The organism is Pantoea sp. X-Soil-TKNS-1280 (assembly GCF_059730475.1).
The window spans coordinates 112,208-132,036 of the sequence record NZ_AP035963.1 but is presented as its reverse complement, the minus strand read 5'-3'; the positions used below and the strand labels follow the sequence as shown (position 1 = coordinate 132,036).

Annotated in this window: 17 protein-coding genes; 10 read left to right on the top strand and 7 right to left on the bottom strand. The window is 56.3% G+C overall.

Annotated features, from left to right (window positions below; genetic code table 11):
* Window positions 1–2 precede the first annotated feature (2 nt).
* Genes AC6I8X_RS20720 through galB form a run of 4 tightly spaced genes read right to left on the bottom strand, consistent with a single transcriptional unit; the run spans window position 3 to window position 3,415 of the window.
* Entirely contained in the window at window positions 3–878 is an 876-nt protein-coding gene (locus tag AC6I8X_RS20720; RefSeq protein ID WP_313687896.1) for an NAD(P)-dependent oxidoreductase, read from the bottom strand.
* A complete protein-coding gene (locus AC6I8X_RS20715) occupies window positions 871–1,962 on the bottom strand; it encodes a 4-oxalomesaconate tautomerase (RefSeq protein WP_497841323.1) in 1,092 nt (363 codons plus the stop codon). Before AC6I8X_RS20715 ends, AC6I8X_RS20720 begins: the two co-directional genes overlap by 8 nt.
* A gap of 2 nt (window positions 1,963–1,964) precedes the next feature.
* Complete coding sequence (locus AC6I8X_RS20710; RefSeq protein WP_497841322.1) at window positions 1,965–2,681, bottom strand: 4-carboxy-4-hydroxy-2-oxoadipate aldolase/oxaloacetate decarboxylase; 717 nt, start codon at window positions 2,679–2,681, stop codon at window positions 1,965–1,967.
* Window positions 2,678–3,415 (bottom strand): 4-oxalmesaconate hydratase, encoded by a 738-nt coding sequence (galB, locus tag AC6I8X_RS20705; RefSeq protein WP_299450238.1) that lies wholly within the window; start codon window positions 3,413–3,415, stop codon window positions 2,678–2,680. The genes AC6I8X_RS20710 and galB overlap by 4 nt, the downstream gene beginning before the upstream one ends.
* Before the next feature lie 136 nt (window positions 3,416–3,551).
* Between galB and AC6I8X_RS20700 the strand changes: the two genes are divergently transcribed.
* The 4 genes from AC6I8X_RS20700 to AC6I8X_RS20685 all read left to right on the top strand — a co-directional run bounded on the left by AC6I8X_RS20700 (window position 3,552) and on the right by AC6I8X_RS20685 (window position 8,722).
* Window positions 3,552–4,775: a LysR family transcriptional regulator gene (locus AC6I8X_RS20700; RefSeq protein ID WP_313687889.1), complete on the top strand. Its 1,224-nt coding sequence runs from the start codon at window positions 3,552–3,554 to the stop codon at window positions 4,773–4,775.
* A gap of 225 nt (window positions 4,776–5,000) precedes the next feature.
* The gene (locus AC6I8X_RS20695) at window positions 5,001–5,747 is read left to right on the top strand and encodes a gluconate 2-dehydrogenase subunit 3 family protein (RefSeq protein WP_313687887.1); all 747 of its coding nucleotides are present in this window, start codon (window positions 5,001–5,003) and stop codon (window positions 5,745–5,747) included.
* Window positions 5,748–5,750: 3 nt separating this feature from the next.
* Window positions 5,751–7,508, top strand: a complete 1,758-nt coding sequence (locus AC6I8X_RS20690) for a GMC family oxidoreductase (RefSeq protein WP_313687885.1) — start codon at window positions 5,751–5,753, stop codon at window positions 7,506–7,508.
* Complete coding sequence (locus AC6I8X_RS20685; protein WP_313687883.1) at window positions 7,505–8,722, top strand: cytochrome c; 1,218 nt, start codon at window positions 7,505–7,507, stop codon at window positions 8,720–8,722. The genes AC6I8X_RS20690 and AC6I8X_RS20685 overlap by 4 nt, the downstream gene beginning before the upstream one ends.
* Window positions 8,723–8,741: 19 nt before the next feature.
* Here AC6I8X_RS20685 and AC6I8X_RS20680 read toward each other — a convergent pair whose 3' ends face one another.
* Window positions 8,742–9,542 carry an IclR family transcriptional regulator gene (locus AC6I8X_RS20680; RefSeq protein WP_313687881.1) on the bottom strand — a complete coding sequence of 267 codons (801 nt, stop codon included), beginning with the start codon at window positions 9,540–9,542 and terminating at the stop codon, window positions 8,742–8,744.
* Window positions 9,543–9,614: 72 nt separating this feature from the next.
* Here AC6I8X_RS20680 and AC6I8X_RS20675 point away from each other — a divergent pair, with 72 nt between their 5' ends.
* From AC6I8X_RS20675 to AC6I8X_RS20655, 5 genes are all read left to right on the top strand, one after another.
* A complete protein-coding gene (locus AC6I8X_RS20675) occupies window positions 9,615–11,069 on the top strand; it encodes an NAD-dependent succinate-semialdehyde dehydrogenase (protein WP_497841321.1) in 1,455 nt (484 codons plus the stop codon).
* Between the two features lie 28 nt (window positions 11,070–11,097).
* Window positions 11,098–12,258 carry an iron-containing alcohol dehydrogenase gene (locus tag AC6I8X_RS20670; RefSeq protein ID WP_497841320.1) on the top strand — a complete coding sequence of 387 codons (1,161 nt, stop codon included), beginning with the start codon at window positions 11,098–11,100 and terminating at the stop codon, window positions 12,256–12,258.
* Window positions 12,259–12,312: 54 nt separating this feature from the next.
* Window positions 12,313–13,104: an AttM family quorum-quenching N-acyl homoserine lactonase gene (attM, locus tag AC6I8X_RS20665; protein WP_084881079.1), complete on the top strand. Its 792-nt coding sequence runs from the start codon at window positions 12,313–12,315 to the stop codon at window positions 13,102–13,104.
* A 292-nt stretch (window positions 13,105–13,396) separates the two neighbouring features.
* Window positions 13,397–14,776, top strand: a complete 1,380-nt coding sequence (locus AC6I8X_RS20660; protein ID WP_497841319.1) for an MFS transporter — start codon at window positions 13,397–13,399, stop codon at window positions 14,774–14,776.
* Between the two features lie 13 nt (window positions 14,777–14,789).
* Window positions 14,790–16,061, top strand: a complete 1,272-nt coding sequence (locus tag AC6I8X_RS20655; RefSeq protein ID WP_497841318.1) for a gallate dioxygenase — start codon at window positions 14,790–14,792, stop codon at window positions 16,059–16,061.
* Window positions 16,062–16,210: 149 nt separating this feature from the next.
* Here the strand turns inward: AC6I8X_RS20655 and AC6I8X_RS20650 are convergent, their stop codons facing one another.
* A complete protein-coding gene (locus AC6I8X_RS20650) occupies window positions 16,211–17,377 on the bottom strand; it encodes a M20 aminoacylase family protein (protein WP_313687321.1) in 1,167 nt (388 codons plus the stop codon).
* 15 nt (window positions 17,378–17,392) lie between these two features.
* Window positions 17,393–18,727, bottom strand: a complete 1,335-nt coding sequence (locus AC6I8X_RS20645; RefSeq protein WP_313687319.1) for an MFS transporter — start codon at window positions 18,725–18,727, stop codon at window positions 17,393–17,395.
* A gap of 149 nt (window positions 18,728–18,876) precedes the next feature.
* Between AC6I8X_RS20645 and AC6I8X_RS20640 the strand changes: the two genes are divergently transcribed.
* A complete protein-coding gene (locus tag AC6I8X_RS20640) occupies window positions 18,877–19,812 on the top strand; it encodes a LysR family transcriptional regulator (RefSeq protein ID WP_497841317.1) in 936 nt (311 codons plus the stop codon).
* Window positions 19,813–19,829 lie beyond the last annotated feature (17 nt).

Here is a 19,829-nt window from a genome sequence, read left to right as displayed (position 1 = left end):
GATTATGACAACTTAGCCAGCACCGTACGCCAGCTAAACGGCAACAGATCCTGATATTGCAGCTGATGCGATTTAAGCTGAGCCGGGAATTCCGCCTGGACCTGGCGAATAGCCTGGCTAAGTGGCGCTTCCAGCCCGACATCCTGTAAGGTCTTCACCACTTCCTGCATCTCTTCCGCCCGCCTGACACCGTGCTCCGCAACCCGACTGATAAGATAGTCAGGCAGCGCGTCATTCCAGCCCAGCGAGGGAAAGCTGGTATGCAGCGAATTCAGTACCGCCTCTTCAACACCGTAACGTTGTGCGGCAGCCAGACACTCGGTAGTTAACGCCTCCAGACCTTTGATCATCACGCTGCGACACATCTTGATCGCGGAAACCGTACCAATCTCCTCACTGGCGGCGCGGGCCTGGCAACCCAGCCCGGATAGCAGCGCAGCAACCGTGGCGGCCTGTGTGCCACCGATTAATAGCGGTGTGCCCAGCCGCCTGGGTGGCACCGGGGCCATGACGGCCACATCCAGATATCTTCCTTCGCCCTCGGTCACCGCCTGCGCCGCTGCGCGTTTGGTGTCAGGCGCGACAGAATTAAAATCCAGTAAAGTTTGTCCCTGTCGCAGCAGCGCTGCGGCCTGTTGTGCCACCTGCAAGGCGTTAGCGGCTGTCACCAGCGAGAGAACCAGCGTGGCCCCTTCCAGCGCCAGCGCCAGGCTGTGCGCAGCACACACCCGCCATTGTCCCGCCATAGCTTTAAGTTGATCTGCCTCGGCGCTGAGGAATTTTTTATCCCACACCGTTACCTGCGCACCCTGCGCCGCCAGATCCTCGGCGTAGATCCGTCCGGCTTCACCAAAACCAATAATGGCGATTTTAGTCATGTTTTTCTCCCTGCGACACTGAACCCGGTACCGCTACCGTTCCGATAAACAGCAGCCGTGCAGTGCGAATCAGGCCACTGCGGGTAACATTCCCAGCGCTATCGCGTTGTAACACCACACTGAACTCCCCGCTCGGATGTTCAACAGCCAGACGCTGCTCTGCGCCTGGATTGAGTTGCGCGATCCCTTCCGTCACTGAACCGGGAATCAGGCAGGCCGTTGCCACGCTGACCGCGCCCAGCACGCCGATCGAAGCATGGCAGCGATGTGGAATAAAAGTGCGGGTGGAGAGCACTCCGCCCTGAGTCGGTTCTGCTATCAGGGTCATTTTTGGCACGGTGCGTAGTGCCACATCGCCCAGATTCATCCGCGGCCCGGCCTGTAAACGAATCGATTCCAGCCGTGCTTTTAACTCGTCGTCATTATCCAGCTGTTCGCGGCTCTCCAGCCCGCTACGGCCCAGGTCAGCGGCGCGTAGTAAAACCACCGGCATGCCATTATCGATGCAGGTCACCGCCACCCCATCAAACTGATCCCTTGCCTGCCCGGTGGGCAGCAATGCGCCACAACTGGAACCGGCAATATCCGTAAAGTTCAGGATCTGTTGAGCCGCGTAGCCAGGTACGCCATCGATACGCACATCTCCTTCATACTCCACCGCGCCATCGGGTGTTGGCAGCTGCGCCTCGGCGATTTGCCCGGTGTTGACCATAAAGATACGCACCCGCGTCTCTGCGCCTTGTATCGCCACCAGCCCTTTTTCGATAGCAAAAGGGGCCACCGCCGCCAGAATATTGCCGCAGTTCTGACCGTAATCGACCACGGCTTTATCCACATTGACCTGAGCGAACAGATACTCAACGTCAGCATCGGGACGCGTCGAGGGAGAGATGATCGCCACTTTGCTGGTCAGCGGATCAGCCCCCCCGATGCCATCGATTTGCCGCGCATCGGGCGACCCCATCACCGCCAGCAGCACCCGATCGCGCAGCGCCGGATTGGCAGGCAGATCCTGCGCCAGAAAACAGGCGGCTTTGGAGGTGCCCCCACGCATAAGTACACAGGGGATCAGCGTCTGTTTCATCGTCAGAGACTCTTCAGTTCTGCCAGCGAATCGACATAACGCAATCCTTTCGCGGCCAGTTTTTGTCGCATCTGGTAAATATCCAGCCCCAGTTCCCCCGCCGCCAGACGCTGCCGCTTACTTTCTTCGATCTCAACCCGCTGCGCTGCCGCCTGCGCCACCGTTTTGGCATCGGCACGGGGCACAATCACCACGCCGTCATCATCCGCCACCACCAGATCACCTGGATTGACTAACTGACCGGCGCAAATCACCGGCACATTCACCGATCCCAGCGTCTCTTTCACCGTGCCCTGCGCATACACCGCCCGCGACCACACCGGAAAATGCATCTCGCGCAGCGTCTGGCTATCACGAATGCCAATATCGCCCACCAGCGCCACCACACCGCGCGCCTGTAGCGAGGTTGCCAGCAAATCGCCAAAGAAGCCGTCATGGCAATCTGAAGTGGGGGCCACCAGCAGCACATCACCCGGCTGGCATTGCTCAACTGCGACATGGAACATCCAGTTATCGCCGGGGGTAACCAGCACCGTCACCGCGCTGCCTGCGATGGTGGTGCCCTGCTGTACCGGGCGAATGCGCGCATCGAGTAATCCCTGACGCTGCTGCGCTTCATGTACCGTCGCCACACCGAAGGTGGCGAACTGCGCCACCAGATCCGCGTCTGCCCGCTCGATTTGCCGTACCACCACGCCTTTCTGATTGACATGACTCATGACAAATCCTCCGTCACACGCGGGAACAGGCTTTGGTAGCCCTCACCGTGACTGATGACGCGTGACGAGGCGATCCCCACATTGCGTTTCGCCTGCACTCCACGTTGCAGAGCCACACGCGTGTAGTATTCCCACAGATGCTCCTGACCCGCCATGCACTGAATCGCCGCGTATTTCTTCTCCCACACCGATGTGATATCCAGCAGCACATCCGGTTTCCAGTTGCATTGTTCCGGCTGATGCGGTTCGAAGCAGTAAACCGGCGGTGCACCGATAATCGGCTCACCCGGACGGTAGCCTTCGGCCTGGGCGATAATGCGCGCTTCCTGAGTCAGATTGGCAGCCAGTGGATGATCGTAGTTGTAGGGATCGGCAACCGAATGGGTGAGCACAAAATGTGGCTGCACTTTGCGGAACACATCTGCCAGCCGGAAAAGGGTCTCTTTATCGGCACGCAGCGGGTAATCACCCAGGTCAAAAAATTCAATCGATGCGCCGAGGATTTCCGCCGCTGACTGCGCTTCGCTGCGGCGATTCGCTTTGACAATGTCTTCCGTCATATTGCCTTTGCGCCACAGTTTAGCGGATTCGCCCCGCTCACCAAATGACAGGCAAACCACATGGACGTCATAGCCACGCTCGGCATGTAAGGCGATAGCGCCACCCGCGCGCCAGACAAAATCGGCAGAGTGAGCACTGACAACGAGGGCACTTTTTTTAACGGTGTTTTCCATCTTTCTATCCTGCGGTGGCTGTTTTTTTCATCCTGACATGCCACTCGCTGGCCGGATAATGCCTTTCATTGCGCGAGCTATGATTTTTATTTATGTTGTGATTTCGATCGTCACAGCAACCGGGGAAGCGCCAGCAATGAAAGCCGAAGATAATGATATTAAAATCATGCAACTACGCGCTTTTTGCATGATCGCGGAACGCGGGACGGTATCGGAAGCGGCGGAGAAATTATTTCGCACGCAATCGGCGATCACCCGATCTATCCGTGATCTTGAGCACACTTTAGCCACACCGTTGTTTGAGCGTCATGCCAGTGGCATGTTGTTGACGGAAATGGGTAAATGCGTGCTGCCACGGGCGCAGCGCGCCATCAGCGAGTTGCAGCGTATCCCGGCGACCCTGAGTCGGCTCAAACAGCGCGATCATCACCGTGACGATGCCGAACCGATTTGGTTGTTCAATGTGCGTCGCCTGCAGGTCTTTCTGCGTTTATATCGCCTGCACCATACGCAAAGCGTGGCGAATTCACTCGGCATCAGCCAGCCTGCGGTCAGTGCTGCACTGAAGGTGCTGGAGAAAGGTGCCGGAATATCCCTGTTCCAGCGCACCCCTAAAGGGATGATGCCGTCCACCGCCGCGCGGGAAATGGCCCCCTTTATCAGCCGTGCATTGAATGAGATTCGCCATATCCCGGAAGACCTGGCAGCAGCGGCCGGTATTTTACGTGGCACGGTGCATGTGGGTGCCTTGCCGCTGTGCCGCAGCACCTTGCTGCCACTGGCGATTACCCGGCTGGTGGCCATCCATCCGGGTATCAAGATCGTCACCAATGAAAGTGCCTTCGACGCGTTAGTTACCGAACTGCGCGCCGGGGATATTGATTTCATCCTCGGCGCATTGCGTCAGGATGAGAACGTGCTGGATATTCAAAACCAGGTGTTGTTTGCCGAATCGCTGGTATTAGTGGTGCGACCGCAACATCCGCTGGCCGGACGTCAACTCAGCGCAACGGATTTACCCCCTGTGCAGTGGATCTTACCGCGCGTAAACTCACCCGCGCGCCATCTGCTGGATAGCGCTTTTCAGGCATTGGGCATCAACGTCCCCACCCCGATGGTTGAAAGTGGCGATCTCGCCATCGTGCGTGGTCTGTTGCTAAATTCCGATATGGTGGCGGCGGTGTCGTCCCATCAGCTTGAATACGAACTCACTGCCGGGATCCTGCGCCCGCTAAAATTTTCCCTGCCCAATACCCGTCGCGAGATTGGTCTAACGCTGCGCCAGGGGGCTTTGCACGCGCCAGCGGCCGAGGCGCTGATCCGCTGCATCACCGATGTCGCTACTGCGCAGAATTTGTAATACCAACTTCACTAAACACCCGCCGTAACCTCTCTCATTTGTTTCTTTTTGAACAAAAAATGCATTTTCCTGCCCGGTAACTGGCTGTATTGCCGAAAACCCCTACATTTAACATTTATACAATGTTAATCATACATAAACACAACACGCAGAGTCTGTGGCGATATTTTCGAAGCTGGAAACACCTTTGTTGCAAATTTGTTCAACTTACAATTAGGAAGCAAAATGAAAAAAAGAGCCAAAACGCTGCCGGGCGTCACGCGACGGCAGGTGTTGACGTGGACGACGCTGGGCGTCGCCGCCACCGTTACGCAAGCGGCTGATGCCGTCTCTCTCAAAGGTTCACCGGGCTGGACGCCCTTCTCCGACAATCCCCCCGAATCGTTTGACCAGCAAGGCTGGCTGTTCTTTACCCCGGAAGAAGCCCAGACCGTTGAAGCCATTGTGGACCGCCTGATCCCGGCCGATGAGCTCAGCATCGGCGGCAAAGAGGCGGGTTGTGCGGTGTTTATTGATCGCCAGTTACATGGCTTTTACGGCACCTTTGAACGGCTGTATATGGAAGGCCCTTTCCAGCAGGGAACGCCTGAACAAGGCGACCAGTCGCCACTGGTGCCACAGCAGCGCTATCGCCACGGCATTGCGGCACTGAATCGGTATGTGCAGCAAACCACAAAAAAGAACTTTGCCGAACTGACCACTGAACAGCAGGACCAGCTGCTGGAGGCGATGGAAGCAGGCAAGGTGCAGTTCGACGGCTACGACGCGAAATCGTTTTTCCTCGACGTTCTGAATAACACCATGGAAGGCTTCTTTGCCGATCCGATTTATGGCGGCAATAAAGAGATGGTCTCCTGGAAGATGCTGGGATTCCCCGGCGCACGTTATGACTATCGCGACTATATCGAACGCCATAACGAGAATCTGGGACTCGAGCCCATCAGCATTGCGCAATGGAAAGCCAGGGGATAACGCATGAAAAAATTACCAAAAACCGATGTCGTGGTCATTGGCCTCGGCTGGGCAGGGTCGATTATTGCCAAAGAACTGGCCGAAGAGGGGCTGGAAGTCATCGGGATTGAACGTGGTCCCTGGCGCGATACTGCGCGTGACTTCAATGTCGCCACGGTGACCGATGAATTGCGTTACGTGATGCGCGAAGAACTGATGCTGCGTACCCGCCAGAACACCTGCACCATGCGTAATAACCCCTCACAAACCGCGCTGCCAATGCGCACCTGGGGTTCTTTTCATCCCGGTAACGGCACCGGCGGCGCAGGTAACCACTGGGCTGGCATCACCTTCCGTTTCCAGCCAGAAGAGTTCCGCCTCAAAAGCCATCTCACCGAACGCTACGGTGCCATCCCTGACGAGCTGGTACTGCAGGACTGGGGCACCACCTGGGAGGAGATGGAACCGCACTATATGCAGTTCGAGCGTGTGGCCGGCACTTCGGGTTATGCCGCAAACGTCAACGGTGAAAAACGTGAGGGCGGCAACCCATTCGAAGGTATGCGTTCTGGCGATTACCCGACAGCGCCCTTGCGCCAGCCTTACGGACCAACCCTGTTTGCCGAAGCGGCGAAGAATATGGGGTATAAAGCCTTCCCGGTTCCTTCATCTCTGGTTTCCGAAGCCTATACCAACCCGTATGGCGTCACTATGGGCCCCTGCACCTTCTGCGGCTATTGTACTAACTACGGTTGCGCCAACTATTCCAAAGCCAGCGCCATTACCACGGTACTGCCAGCGTTAATGCGCAAAGAGAATTTCACCGCCTATACCAACTGCGAAGTGCTGGAAGTGTTGACCGATTCCACCGGGAAAAAAGCCACGGGCGTCACCTATATCGACTCTTCGGGCGACACCTGGGAGCAGCCCGCTGACCTGGTGATCGTCGCCGCCTTCACCTTTGAGAATGTGCGCCTGATGCTGCTTTCCAATATTGGTGAAGCCTACGACCCGGTAACCAATCGCGGCACCACCGGACGCAACTATGCCTATCAAACCGCAAACGGCGTGACGTTATTTTTCGATGGCAAAAACTTCAATCCCTTTATCGGCGCGGGTGCTGTCGGCATGGGTATTGATGAGTTTAATAACGACAACTTCGACCATAGCGGTCTTGGCTTCTTCGGCGGCGGCAGCATCCGTGTGACGCCAATCGGTTCCGCTCCGATTGGTTACCGGCCGGTGCCGCCCAACACGCCCAAATGGGGCTCCAAATGGAAACGCGCCGTCAAAGATAATTACCTGAGCACCATGTCTATTGGCTGTGAAGCCAGCAGTTACACTACGCGCACCAACTATCTGTCGCTCGATCCTAATTACAAGGATCCGCATGGCCGCCCGCTGCTGCGCATCACCTTTGACTTCGCTGAGAATGACCTGAAGATGGCGCAATATTGCACCGGCAAGGTGGCAGAAATCGCGAAATCGATGAATCCACGCGAGATTGTTTCCAAACCGATGACCGGCCACTGGAACAGCGTCCCTTACCAATCATCCCATGTGGTGGGCGGTTTTGTGATGGGTGCCGATCCCAGCACCAGCTCCGTCAATAAGCATTTGCAGGTCTGGAACGTGCCGAATCTGTTTGTGGTGGGCGCTTCGGCCTTTCCACAGAATCCAGGCTACAACCCAACCGGCACCGTCGGTGCGCTGGCCTTCAAGGCAGCACATGCCATCCGTACTTATTATCTGAAACGCCCTGGGGAGATGATCACAGCATGAAGACTTTCATTTCTCTCTCAGCTGCAGCGTTGCTGGTCGCGGCCAGTTTTAGCGTGCAGGCACAGCCAGAATATGACCAATACAGCCGGGGCAGCTATATCGCTACCCTCGGAGACTGTTCGGCATGTCACACCTCCGACCCAAAACAACCTTTTGCCGGTGGCGTAAAATTGCAGACACCTTTTGGTACGTTGGTGGGAGCCAACATCACGCCGGACCGCGAAACCGGTATCGGCAACTGGAGCTATGACGACTTCAAACGCGCCATGACAGAAGGGATTGGTCACGGCGGAAAACGCCTGTACGGCGCGATGCCGTTTACCGCCTATACCAAAATGTCTGACAAGGATTTGCAGGATCTGTGGGCCTGGATGCAGACATTGCAGCCGGTGCATAACGAAGTGGAAACCAATCAGCTGCCCTTCCCGTTCAATATCCGTACCAGCCTGATGGTGTGGAACTGGATCAACTTCGACAAAGGCGAATTCCAGCCCAATCCGCAAAAATCGGCGCAATGGAATCGCGGTGCTTATCTGGTTGAGGGCCTCGGCCACTGTGGGACCTGCCATACGCCGAAAAACCTGATCGGGGGCGATAAAAACGGTCAGTTCCTGGGAGGCGAAGTGGTGGAAGGCTGGTATGCCCCCAATCTGAGTGCCAGTGACCATACCGGGCTGGGCAAATGGACGAAGGAAGATATCGTCAGCTATCTGCGCACCGGCGTAAATCGCTTCGACATCGCCTCCGGGCCGATGGCGGATGCGGTGCGCCACTCCACGCAGCACTGGCGTGATGAGGATTTGCAGGCCGTCGCCACTTTCCTGAAAGAAGGAGACAAAACCAGTGAGAAAGTGCCGCAACCGCTGCCTGCCAGCGATGACCGCATGAAACTGGGCGCGCAGATCTATGAGTCAAAATGTTCGGCCTGCCACAGTCCAGGCGGGCGGGGTGAGCAGAATATCTTCCCGCAGCTGAAAGATAACCCGCTGCTCAACCAGCCAGATGCCACTTCATTGATTCGCGTGGTGGCGGCCGGTAGTCGCGGCGTAGATACCGATACGCGCCCCACCGCACCGGCAATGCCGTCGTTTGCCGGGACCCTGGGTGACGATCAGATCGCTGCGGTAGTGACCTATATCCGCAACAGCTGGGGTAACGCCGCGGCACCGGTGGATGCTGAAGCGGTGAAGAAGGTGAAAGAAAGCCTGCAGTAAGGGGGCGTCCGTGCGGTTATCAACCCTGATAACCGCACTGTCTGGAAAGCGCCAACGCCGCACAACGCATCTTTTCCCCCAGCGTCTCAATCAGCCCCGTCTCCGCCTCGCTGCTGAGAAAACTGGTCGCAATCCCGGCGATGGCCCGGCCGGAATGGTCGTAAATCGCCGCCCCGACGCAGGTCATTGCCGCATGAATTTGCCCGTTATCAATGGAAAAATGCCGCTCACGAATGATCGCCAGCTCCTGCTTAAGTTCAGCGAGATCCGGCACACTGGTCGGGGTCATCGGCGCAGGAAAGTGCGTGGCAAAAAGCGCGGCCAGTTGATCATCGTTTAGCCGGGAAAGCAGCATCTTGCCCGTGGCAGTAAAAGGAGCAGGCAGACGCATACCAATGCGGAAGGTATGCCCCAGGGGTTTATCTGAATTTCGGCAGCTGATGTAGACCACTTCATCACGGTCAAGCACAGTCAGCGTGATGGTATAGCCTTCCAGTGCCGAGTCGCTGGCAAAATATTCACGAAAAAGCGAGACGATATCCATCTGTGACAAAAAACCGTCTGCCCAGCGCATCAGGTGTGCCCCGAGGCGAAATGTCCCGTCTGCGCTTCTGACCAGTAGTCCCAGCTCCGTCAGGACATTCAGTTGCCCATGTGCGGTGCTTTTCGGCAATGCCAGCTGACGCGTGATCTCTGCGGCAGTCAGCCCATCACCCGACGCCGCAACTAAATCCATTATCGTCACAGCACGACGCAGGGCGGGAACGGTGTCGATATTTTTGCGCGTTTGATCGCTTTTTGTTACGGAATCCCCTGACATACTGCCTCCTCATCCATAGTTCACTATGCAGATCTCAGTTCAATATATTGAACTTATCTCAAGGGGGAGTAAATGATCAAACTTAAAAATCCGTCACTGTTGCGTGATCGTTGTTTGCTTAATGGAGAGTGGGTGAGTGGCAGCAAGGGGAGCGTGATTGAGGTAGACAATCCCGCCACTGGTAACATCATCGCCACCGTACCTGCATTGTCGGCTGATGACGTCAACCAGGCTATCGATGCCGCGCAAACGGCATTTATCAGCTGGAGCAAAATGGCGGCTAAAGACCGCACCACGTTGCTACGTCGCTGGTTTAATTTGATGGTCGAAAATGCCGATGACCTCGCCGCTCTGATGACGGCAGAACAGGGTAAACCGCTGGCGGAAGCCAAAGGCGAAGCACTGTATGCCGCGTCCTTTGTTGAGTGGTTCGCCGAGGAAGCCAAGCGCGTCTATGGCGAAACCATTCCGGCCCCAACCAACAACAAACGTATTGTGGTGATCAAGCAACCCATTGGCGTCTGTGCAGCCATCACCCCCTGGAACTTTCCGGCGGCGATGATCACCCGCAAAGCCGCACCCGCGCTGGCGGCTGGTTGCACCATGATCGTAAGACCTGCGGAAAAGACGCCTTTGACTGCGCTGGCGCTGGGTGAACTGGCCCAGCAGGCTGGGATTCCGGCAGGCGTTTTCCAGGTGATTACCGGTGATGCCCGCGAAATTGGCGGTGTACTCACCGCCAGCGATATCGTGCGAAAACTCTCCTTCACTGGATCCACGCAGGTTGGTCGCCTGTTGATGGCACAATGCGCGCCTACCATCAAAAAGCTCTCGCTGGAACTGGGTGGCAACGCGCCGTTTATCGTCTTTGATGACGCCGATCTCGATGCTGCTGTTGAGGGCGCGATCGCTTCCAAATATCGCAACGCCGGGCAGACCTGTGTGTGTTCAAACCGCATCTATGTGCAATCCGGCATTTACGACCAGTTTGCCGAAAAACTCGCGATGCGGGTGGCGGCTCTTAAGGTTGGCGAAGGTCTTCAGCCAGATGTCTTGATCGGGCCGCTTATCGATGCCAATGCCGTTAAAAAGGTCGAGGACCACATTGCTGACGCGCTGGCAAAAGGCGCGAAACTGGTGACAGGTGGCAAACCCCATGCCCTAGGCAACACCTTTTTTGAGCCAACCGTGCTGACCGAGGTTACGCAGCAGATGAAAATCGCGCGCGAAGAGACCTTCGGACCGGTGGCCCCGCTATTCCGCTTTACTACCGAAGAAGAAGTGATTGCCATGGCTAACGACACCGAGTTTGGCCTCGCCGCTTACTTCTATACCGAAAATGTTCGCCGCACCTGGCGTGTTGCCGAAGCCCTCGAATACGGCATGGTCGGCCATAACACCGGGTTAATTTCTAACGAAGTCGCCCCGTTCGGCGGCGTCAAGCAATCCGGCCTTGGCCGTGAAGGTTCCCATCACGGCATCGATGAATACCTGGAAATTAAATACCTGTGTTCGGAGATCGCCTGAATATCGCAACCTGGAAAGAGGAGATGAGATGACTATCAATCCATTCGAGTTTCGTACCGTACCCGCGATTGAAATGAAGTGGGGAGGCGCTCAGCAACTGGGCACCAGCGTGGCAGCACGTTTTACCCAGCGGAATGTCGGGCTAATTACCGATGCCGGGCTGGTGAAAGCCGGACTGATCGCCCCCATCGTCGAAAATCTCACCACGACGGGTTTTAACGTCACGGTGTTTGATGACGTGGTGGCGGATCCGCCGGAAGCTATCGTGCATGCCTGTACGGAAGTCATTAAACAGGCCGGGGCCGACATTATTATCGGCCTCGGCGGCGGTTCCTCGCTGGATATCGCCAAAATTGCCGCCGTGATGGCCGAAGGGGATCAGCCGCTGGCAGAGATGTATGGCATCGGTAAGGTGACAGGGTCACGCCTGCCACTCGTGCTGATTCCCACCACCGCCGGAACTGGCTCCGAGGTCACCAATATCGCCATCATCACCACCGGCGAAACGACCAAAATGGGGGTGGTTGCGCCTCAACTGTATGCTGACTTTGTGTTGCTGGATGCCGAATTGACGGTGGGCCTGCCAAAAATTCATACCGCTGCTACCGGCATCGATGCCATGGTGCACGCTATCGAAGCCTATACCAGTAAGCACAAAAAAAACCCGCTGTCTGATGCGCTGGCGCGTGAAGCCCTGAGACTGCTGGGGGCCAATCTGATCAACGCCTGTCAGGACGGCAGCAACCGCGCGGCGCGTGAAGGGATGTTGCTGGGTGCCACGTTAGCAGGCCAGGCGTTTGCCAATTCGCCGGTTGCCGCCGTGCATGCCCTCGCTTACCCGCTGGGCGGCCACTACCATGTCGCGCACGGCCTTTCCAATGCGCTGATGCTCGGACCGGTACTGCGCTACAACGCCAGCGCGGCGGCTCCGTTGTATGCCGAGCTGGCGGATGTGCTTGGCGTCGCGGGCAGTGGCGATGCGGATACGCGATCTAACGCTTTCGTTGAACACATGCTGCAACTGATGGAACAAAGTGGCGCGCCGCGACGGCTGCGCGATGTTGGCGTCACCGAGGAAAGCCTGCCCAGACTGGCTGCCGATGCCATGTTACAAACGCGCCTGCTCACCAATAACCCGGTAGAGGTTCTGGAGCAGGACGCCCTGAATCTGTATCGCGAAGCATTCTAAAAGCCTTACCCCACAACAATAAAGTACCCACGACGAACCAGAGGAATGCCCAGTATGAAAGATATACGACTCTACATGCTCCAGTCCGGCACCCTGAAATGTAAGGTGCACAATATCAAGATGAACCAGGGAGCCGGGGCAGATTATGAAATCCCCGTGCCCTTCTTTCTCATCACCCACCCTGACGGCCACACCATTATTGATGGTGGCAATGCCATCGAGGTGGCAACCGATCCCAAAGGTTACTGGGGCGGAATCTGCGATGTTTACTGGCCGGTACTTGGCGAGGATCAGGGATGTGTCGATCAGGTGAAGGCGCTGGGTATCGACCCAGCAGATGTGAAATATGTGGTGCAGTCACACCTGCATCTCGACCATACCGGGGCTATTGGCCGCTTCCCGAACGCCCGCCATATCGTGCAACGTGCAGAGTATGAGTATGCCTTTACGCCAGACTGGTTTGCAGCGGGTGGCTATATCCGTAATGACTTTGACCGTCCGGGGCTGAACTGGCAATTCCTCAACGGCACCGACGATGATTTTTATGACATCTACGGCGACGGCACCTTAACCACCATTTTTTCTCCCGGCCATGCCCCCGGTCATCAGTCGTTCCTGGTACGCCTGCCAAACAGCAAACCCCTGCTGTTGACTATCGATGCGGCTTATACCGTGGATCACTGGGAGCAAAAAGCGCTGCCGGGTTTCCTCGCCTCAGCCGTCGATTCGGTACGTTCCGTGCAGAAACTCAGAGCGGTGGCCGAGCGTGCTGATGCCATTGTGGTGACCGGCCATGATCCTGATGCCTGGGCTAATTTTAAAAAAGCACCGGAATACTATTCCTGAGTAATCTGATGAAATCCAGAGGGGTGCAATACCCCTCTGCCTTCCCTCTCCCGACAGCCTGCTAAACGAAATTCATACTTAACCTTTACTTACCCTGCGGACAACACCATCTGTGGGCAGCTTCTGTACGCACTGAGTTTGTCAGCCAGCTCACAATATAAATCTAACTCATACCCTTAAAAGCCTTTTTTGACAGACACTGCCCGTCGCCATGCTTAAGGTGTGATCGGATTGTTAAATTTCTCTCATCATGACAATAGCCGTCTGACACGGCATAACAGAGAGCGTACCCATGAACACAAACAACCTGGTCGATATCAAAGCATGGATCGACGCCCGGCCGATTTCGCCTTTCCAGTGGCGCGTATTATTCCTCTGTCTGGTCATTATCATGTTCGACGGTTACGATGCCGCCGCAATGGGGTTTATCGCTCCCGCGCTGATTGAACACTGGGGCATTTCCCGCGCGGCGATGGGGCCGATTCTCGGTGCTGCAATGTTTGGCGTTGCCATCGGCGCGTTAATTGCTGGCCCGCTCTCGGATCGTTTCGGTCGCAAACGCATTATTTTGTTATCGTTTCTGATGTTCTCCGCCTTCAGTCTGGTGTGCGCGTTTGCCACCACACCACTGCAAATGGCGTTGCTGCGGTTTATCACCGGCCTCGGGCTGGGTGCGGTGATGCCTAACTGCGTGACGTTGCTGTCGGAATATATGCCGGAACGCCGCAAAGGGGTGATGATCACCCTGATGTTCAGTGGTTTTAATATCGGTTCGGGTCTGGGTGGTTTTATCGCCGCGGGTCTGCTCAGCCTGTATCACTGGCAGGCAGTGCTGATTTTTGGCGGAGTCGTTCCCCTGTTGATGCTGCCCTTCTTCGCCTGGCTGCTGCCGGAGTCAGCACTGAATCTGCTGGTGCGCAAAGCACCGCGTCAGCAGATTGCCGCGCTGCTGAACCGCATGGGCGGCCATTTTAGCCACGAAAACAGCTTTGTACTGCACTCGCCACGCGTCAATGGCCATAGCCCGATTGCCCAGCTTTTCCGCCACGGTTTTGCCCGCGGCACCATCATCCTGTGGCTGACCTATTTTATGGGTCTGTTCGTGATTTATCTGCTGAACGGTTGGCTGCCGACCATTATGCGTTCTGGTGGTATTTCACTGGAGCAGGCCGCGATCCTCGCCGGGTTGTTCCAGCTCGGTGGCCCGTTAGGCGGCATCATCGTTGGCGCACTGATGGACAAACTGAACGCCAAATATGTCATTGGCGTGGTGTATCTGCTGGGCTGTCTTTGCCTGGCGGCGCAGGGCGTCTTTGGTTTCAGCGGCGTGGCGCTCGGAGCCTTCATCTTTATTATCGGCATGTGCATCAACGGTGCGCAGAACGGCTTACAGGTTTACTCACCGGCTTACTACCCCACGGAAATTCGCGCCACTGGGGTGAGCTGGATGCATGGTATTGGTCGCACCGGGGCGATTCTCAGCTCCTCGGTGGGCGGGCTGTTGATGGGGGCGTTTCCTGACCAGTCATCCATTTTCTTCATCCTCGCCCTGCCGGCCTTACTGGCAGCGCTGAGCATCATTTTGCATCGCACAGTACCTCTGACCTTGAAAATAAAAGGCGCCGGACTTGCCGACATCCCCGCGCTATCACAAACCTTAAATAACCGATAAGTGGAGACATCCCATGGCGAACATCATTGGCGGCCTGGCCGTTTCTCATACCCCGACCATAGGTTTTGCTGTTGACCATGATAAACAGCATGAAGGTGCCTGGGAGCCGATTTTTGCCAGCTTCGCACCGATGCAGCAGTGGCTGGAAGAAAAGAAACCCGATGCGCTGGTCTATATCTTTAATGACCACGTCACTTCATTCTTCTTTGACCACTACTCTGCCTTTTCGCTGGGCATTGATAACCAGTATCGGGTGGCTGATGAAGGTGGCGGCCCACGCGATTTACCGCCGGTAAAAGGCGATGCCGCGCTGTCACGTCATATCGGCACCAGCCTGATGAGCGACGAATTTGATATGTCATTCTTTATGGACAAACCGCTGGATCATGGCCTGTTCTCCCCGCTCTCCGCGTTGCTGCCGTTTAAAGACGGCTGGCCGACCAGGGTGATCCCGTTACAGGTAGGCGTATTGCAGTTCCCCATCCCGTCGGCGCGCCGCTGTTATAAGCTCGGCCAGGCACTGCGTCGTGCGATTGAAAGCTATCCCGAAGATATCAATGTGGCGATTGTCGCCACCGGTGGGCTTTCCCACCAGGTGCATGGGGAGCGCTGCGGTTTTAATAATGTGGAGTGGGATCAGCAATTTATGGATTTGCTGGTTGACGACCCTGAGCGGCTGACCGAGCTGACCATCGCGCAATACGCTGAACTGAGTGGGGTGGAAGGGACGGAAGAGATTATGTGGCTGGTGATGCGCGGTGCGCTCTCGGCTAATGTGGTGAAAAAACATCAGGGTTATTACCTGCCTTCCATGACCGGTATCGCCACCCTGGTGCTGGAAAACCAGGCCGGTGACGCCCCGCTGGACACGGTGCAACAACATCGCGAAAAAATGGCGCGGGAACTGGCGGGCATCGAAAAATTGCCAGGCAGCTATCCCTTCACCCAGCAACGCAGTCTGGAGAGCCTGCGTCTCAACCGCTTCCTGCATCAGCTAATTCAGCCGGGCCCGCGCGAGCGTTTTCGTCACGATGCTGAAGCCATGTTCGATGCCGCGCAATTGAGCGCGCGCGAATGTGAAATGATTCGGCAGCGTGACTGGCGCAGCCTGATTCAATACGGTGCCAGCTTTTTCCTGCTGGAAAAAATGGGCGCGGTGATTGGGGCTTCCAATCTGGATATTTACGCGGCGATGCGGGGTATCTCACTGGAGGAATTTATGAAAACCCGTAATCAGCAGGTGACCTATTCGGTGGCGGGAAAAGAAGATCACACCGCTAAGTAATTGCTTTGCGCGATAGAGCCGCCCCGCGTTGTCCACATTCCGGGTGCATATCCGCGGCAAAACCCTGTGGATAACATTCGGCGGGCCACGTCTGGCGCACCCGGACAAGTGCACGGTCAATAATTGACCGTGCACTGCACCATTTTTCCTTAACGCAGAAAGGCTTCGGTTAAACGCGCCCAGTAAGTTGCGCCAATTGACAGGCATGCATCGTTGAATTGATACAACGGATGGTGCACCGCGTAGTCCTGATCACCGCGGCTGGTGCCCAGCCACATATAGTTTCCCGGCACTTCTTCCAGCATATAAGCGAAATCTTCGCTGCCCATCAGCGGCTTAACCTGATCGTAATCCGCGACGTGTTGCGCCCCGAAGGTATCCCGCGCCACCTGAGTAGCAAATGTGGTTTCCGCTTCGTGGTTGATGGTCACCGGATAACCGAAATCAGCTTGCAGTGTGGCCGTCAGCCCAAAACTGGCGGCCTGTGCCTGTACCAGATGCTCGATGCGCGCTTTGACTTTCTCACGTACCTCAGCGCTGAAGGTGCGCAGATTCAGCTTCAGCTCGGCACTGTCCGGGATGACGTTATGGGTGCTGCCACTTTGCAGGCTCCCCACGGTGACCACCACCGCATCCTGCGGATCGACATTACGTGACACGATGGTCTGCAACGCCATAACAATCGCTGCTCCGGCAACCGTGGGATCCAGCGTATTTTCCGGCGTGGCTCCATGGCCCCCTTTGCCATGTAGGGTGATGGTCATGCTGTCGGAAGATGCCATTAAGGGGCCGGGTTTGGAGAAGAAGTGGCCTGCCGGTAACAACGGGAAGTTATGTAGGCCAAACACCGCATCGCAGGGGAATAAATCAAATAACCCGTCATCCATCATGCGGCGCGCACCGCCATATGATTCCTCCGACGGCTGGAAAATGACATGCAGCGTTCCGCTAAAAGGGCGCTGTTCCGCCAGATAACGCGCGGCGGATAACAGCATGGCGCAGTGACCATCATGGCCGCAGGCATGCATTTTCCCGGGTACCTGGCTGCGCCATGGCACATCTGCTAACTCCTGCATTGGCAGAGCATCCATATCGGCGCGCAACCCCAGTCGTTTTGTGCCGTCGCCCACTTTCAGGGTGCCCACCACCCCGGTGCCCGCCAGCCCGCGATGCACGTCATAGCCCCACGCGCTGAGTAACTCGGCAATGCGCGCGCTGGTGCGAAACTCCTCGAACCCCAGCTCCGGGTGCTGATGGAAGTCGCGGCGGATAGCAATCATCTCTTCTTCATAATCGAGAATTTCTTTAATCAACATGTCAGACCTCAATATTCACTCATCGGATAAAACGGGTTTTTCTCGCCATGCCAGCAGCGCTGTCAGCGAGACCAGCGCACTCAGCAACAGGTACCAGGCAGGGGCCATGGCGTTACCCGTGACATTCAGCAACCAGGTGACGTTGAACTGTGCAAAACCACCAAACAGGGTGGCGCTAATGGCATAGATTAGCGCCATGCCTGAAGCGCGCACCGAACGGGGAAACGCCTCAAGGATTAGCAGGAAAAAGGCGACCGCCGTAATATTCACCAGCACCTGGTCGATGGCGATCAGCGCCATAGTGAGGGCAAAGGGAGCCCCACTGTGCAACGTGGCAAAAATCGGCCAGATCAACAGCAGTGAACCGACACCGCAGGCCAGCAATAAGGGTTTTCGGCGCGGCAGGCGATCCGCCAGTTTGCCGGCAAAGAAAGGCACCACCAGGGTTAACCCGCCAGCGAGCAGGCTAATCCAGTAAGAGGTCGATGCGGGCATGTGCAGGGTATGCACCATATACGCAGGCATGTAATAAACGATGATGTAGAAAGAGGTGGTGCTTTTCATACCGAGCAGAATGCCGAGCAGCATTTGGCGGCGATAGTCGCGCCACAGGCGGCTGGCGGGGTGAGACGCCGGTGCTGCAATGGCGGGCACATGGGTTTCATGCAGATGACGGCGAATATAAATTCCCACTGGCATAATGGCGAGCCCGACAATAAACGGGATACGCCAGCCCCAGCTGTACAAGGCATCCTGGCTTAAGCTGTGGGTCAATAATGCCCCCATCGCCGCCCCGAGCAGGGCCGCCCCACCCTGGCTGGCCATTTGCCAGCTGACTCGTGAGCCGCGCCGCGCCTGGTCTCCCGCCTCCATCAGCCAACTGGTCGCGGCCCCGACTTCCCCACCTGCTGAGAAACCCTGCAACAAGCGTCCGGTCACCAGCATGGCGGGAGCCAGCATTCCCACCTGCGCGTAAGTGGGTGCGAATGCCACCAGCGCCACGCCGAGTGCCATCAACGCCATAATCAACGTCAATGCCGCCTTACGACCGTGTTTGTCAGCGTAATGACCCAGCACCAGGCTGCCGAGCGGACGCATAAAAAAGCCCACCCCAAAGGTGGCGACCGCCAGCAATAACGACGCGGAATCACTATCCGTAGGGAAGAAAAGGTGACCAATGATGACGGAAAAAAAGCTGTAAACCGCAAAATCATAGATTTCTAATCCATTCCCCAGCGTCACGGCAAACAACGATTTGGCCGGTGAGCGGTGACTGGCCGGCGCAGCGGCGCTGAAAGGAAGCGAGACGGCTAATTCCGCCTCAGCGGGTGCACATTTGACTTTTTTCATCGACATATCCTTCCAGTAACGTTCCAGAAACGGTGGAAGGTGCACTATTGACATAAATAAATTACATTTCAATCATGAGAAATAGTTATGCCTTTGGTTATATTCATTGATATCTGATAGTGCATTTTCTGCACCAGAGACGGGAATAGATGAAAATAAAACTCAACCAGCTTGATGTGTTATTAGAAGTCGCGGCCCAGGGAAGCATTGGCAAAGCCGCGCGCACCTTACATCTCACCCAACCCGCCATCAGCAAAACCATTCAGGAGATGGAGGCGGAGATCGGTATGCCGATTGTCGAACGTTCCTCACGCGGCGTGGTGCTGAATGATTATGGTCAGGTGTTGTTACGTCATGCTCGCGATATCGACCGATCGTTGAGCCAGGCGCGGGAGGAGATCGATCATCTGCTGGGCAAAGCGATGAGCCAACTGCGTGTTGGCTTTACTTCTGCAGCGTCTTACGGTCCCTTCACCACCACTTTGCTCAACTATCAGCAGCGTTTTCCGGGGGTGAAACTGATTGCGATGGAGGGCCGTCCACATCAGCTCTACGATGCCCTGGAAAACAGCCGTATTGACCTGGCGGTGATCTCCGCCACCGATGGCATGCGCATTGCGCCTATGTATTATGAGATGCTTTACTCCCTGAACAACTCGATCATCGCCGGTCAGCAGCATCCCATCACCCATACCACTTCTTTACGCAAACTGCTGGCTTACACCTGGCTGGACTGGGATGAACCTGGCGACCATTCGATTCTGGCTCAGGTCTTCCACCGCTATAACCTGCCGCTGCCAGAGCGGGTGATCCATTGTTCTTCGCCCTCCATCATGGCACGCCTGATGGAAGAAGCGGAGATGGTTAGCATGTGGTCATCGGTGCGGCTGCGGTTTCCCGGTTATCAGCAGACCTTACGGCCCCTGGCACTGAAGGAGGTGCTGCCTGCTACCGATATCGGCATTCTGTGCCCGAATATTGGCCGCCTTTCCACCGCAGGGCAGAGCTTTATCGAGATGCTGCGGGTGATCAGCCGTGACTGGTTACAGCAAAATGATGCGCGTGAGATAGTGGTGCAAGAATAATCAGGCCACCGCCGTGG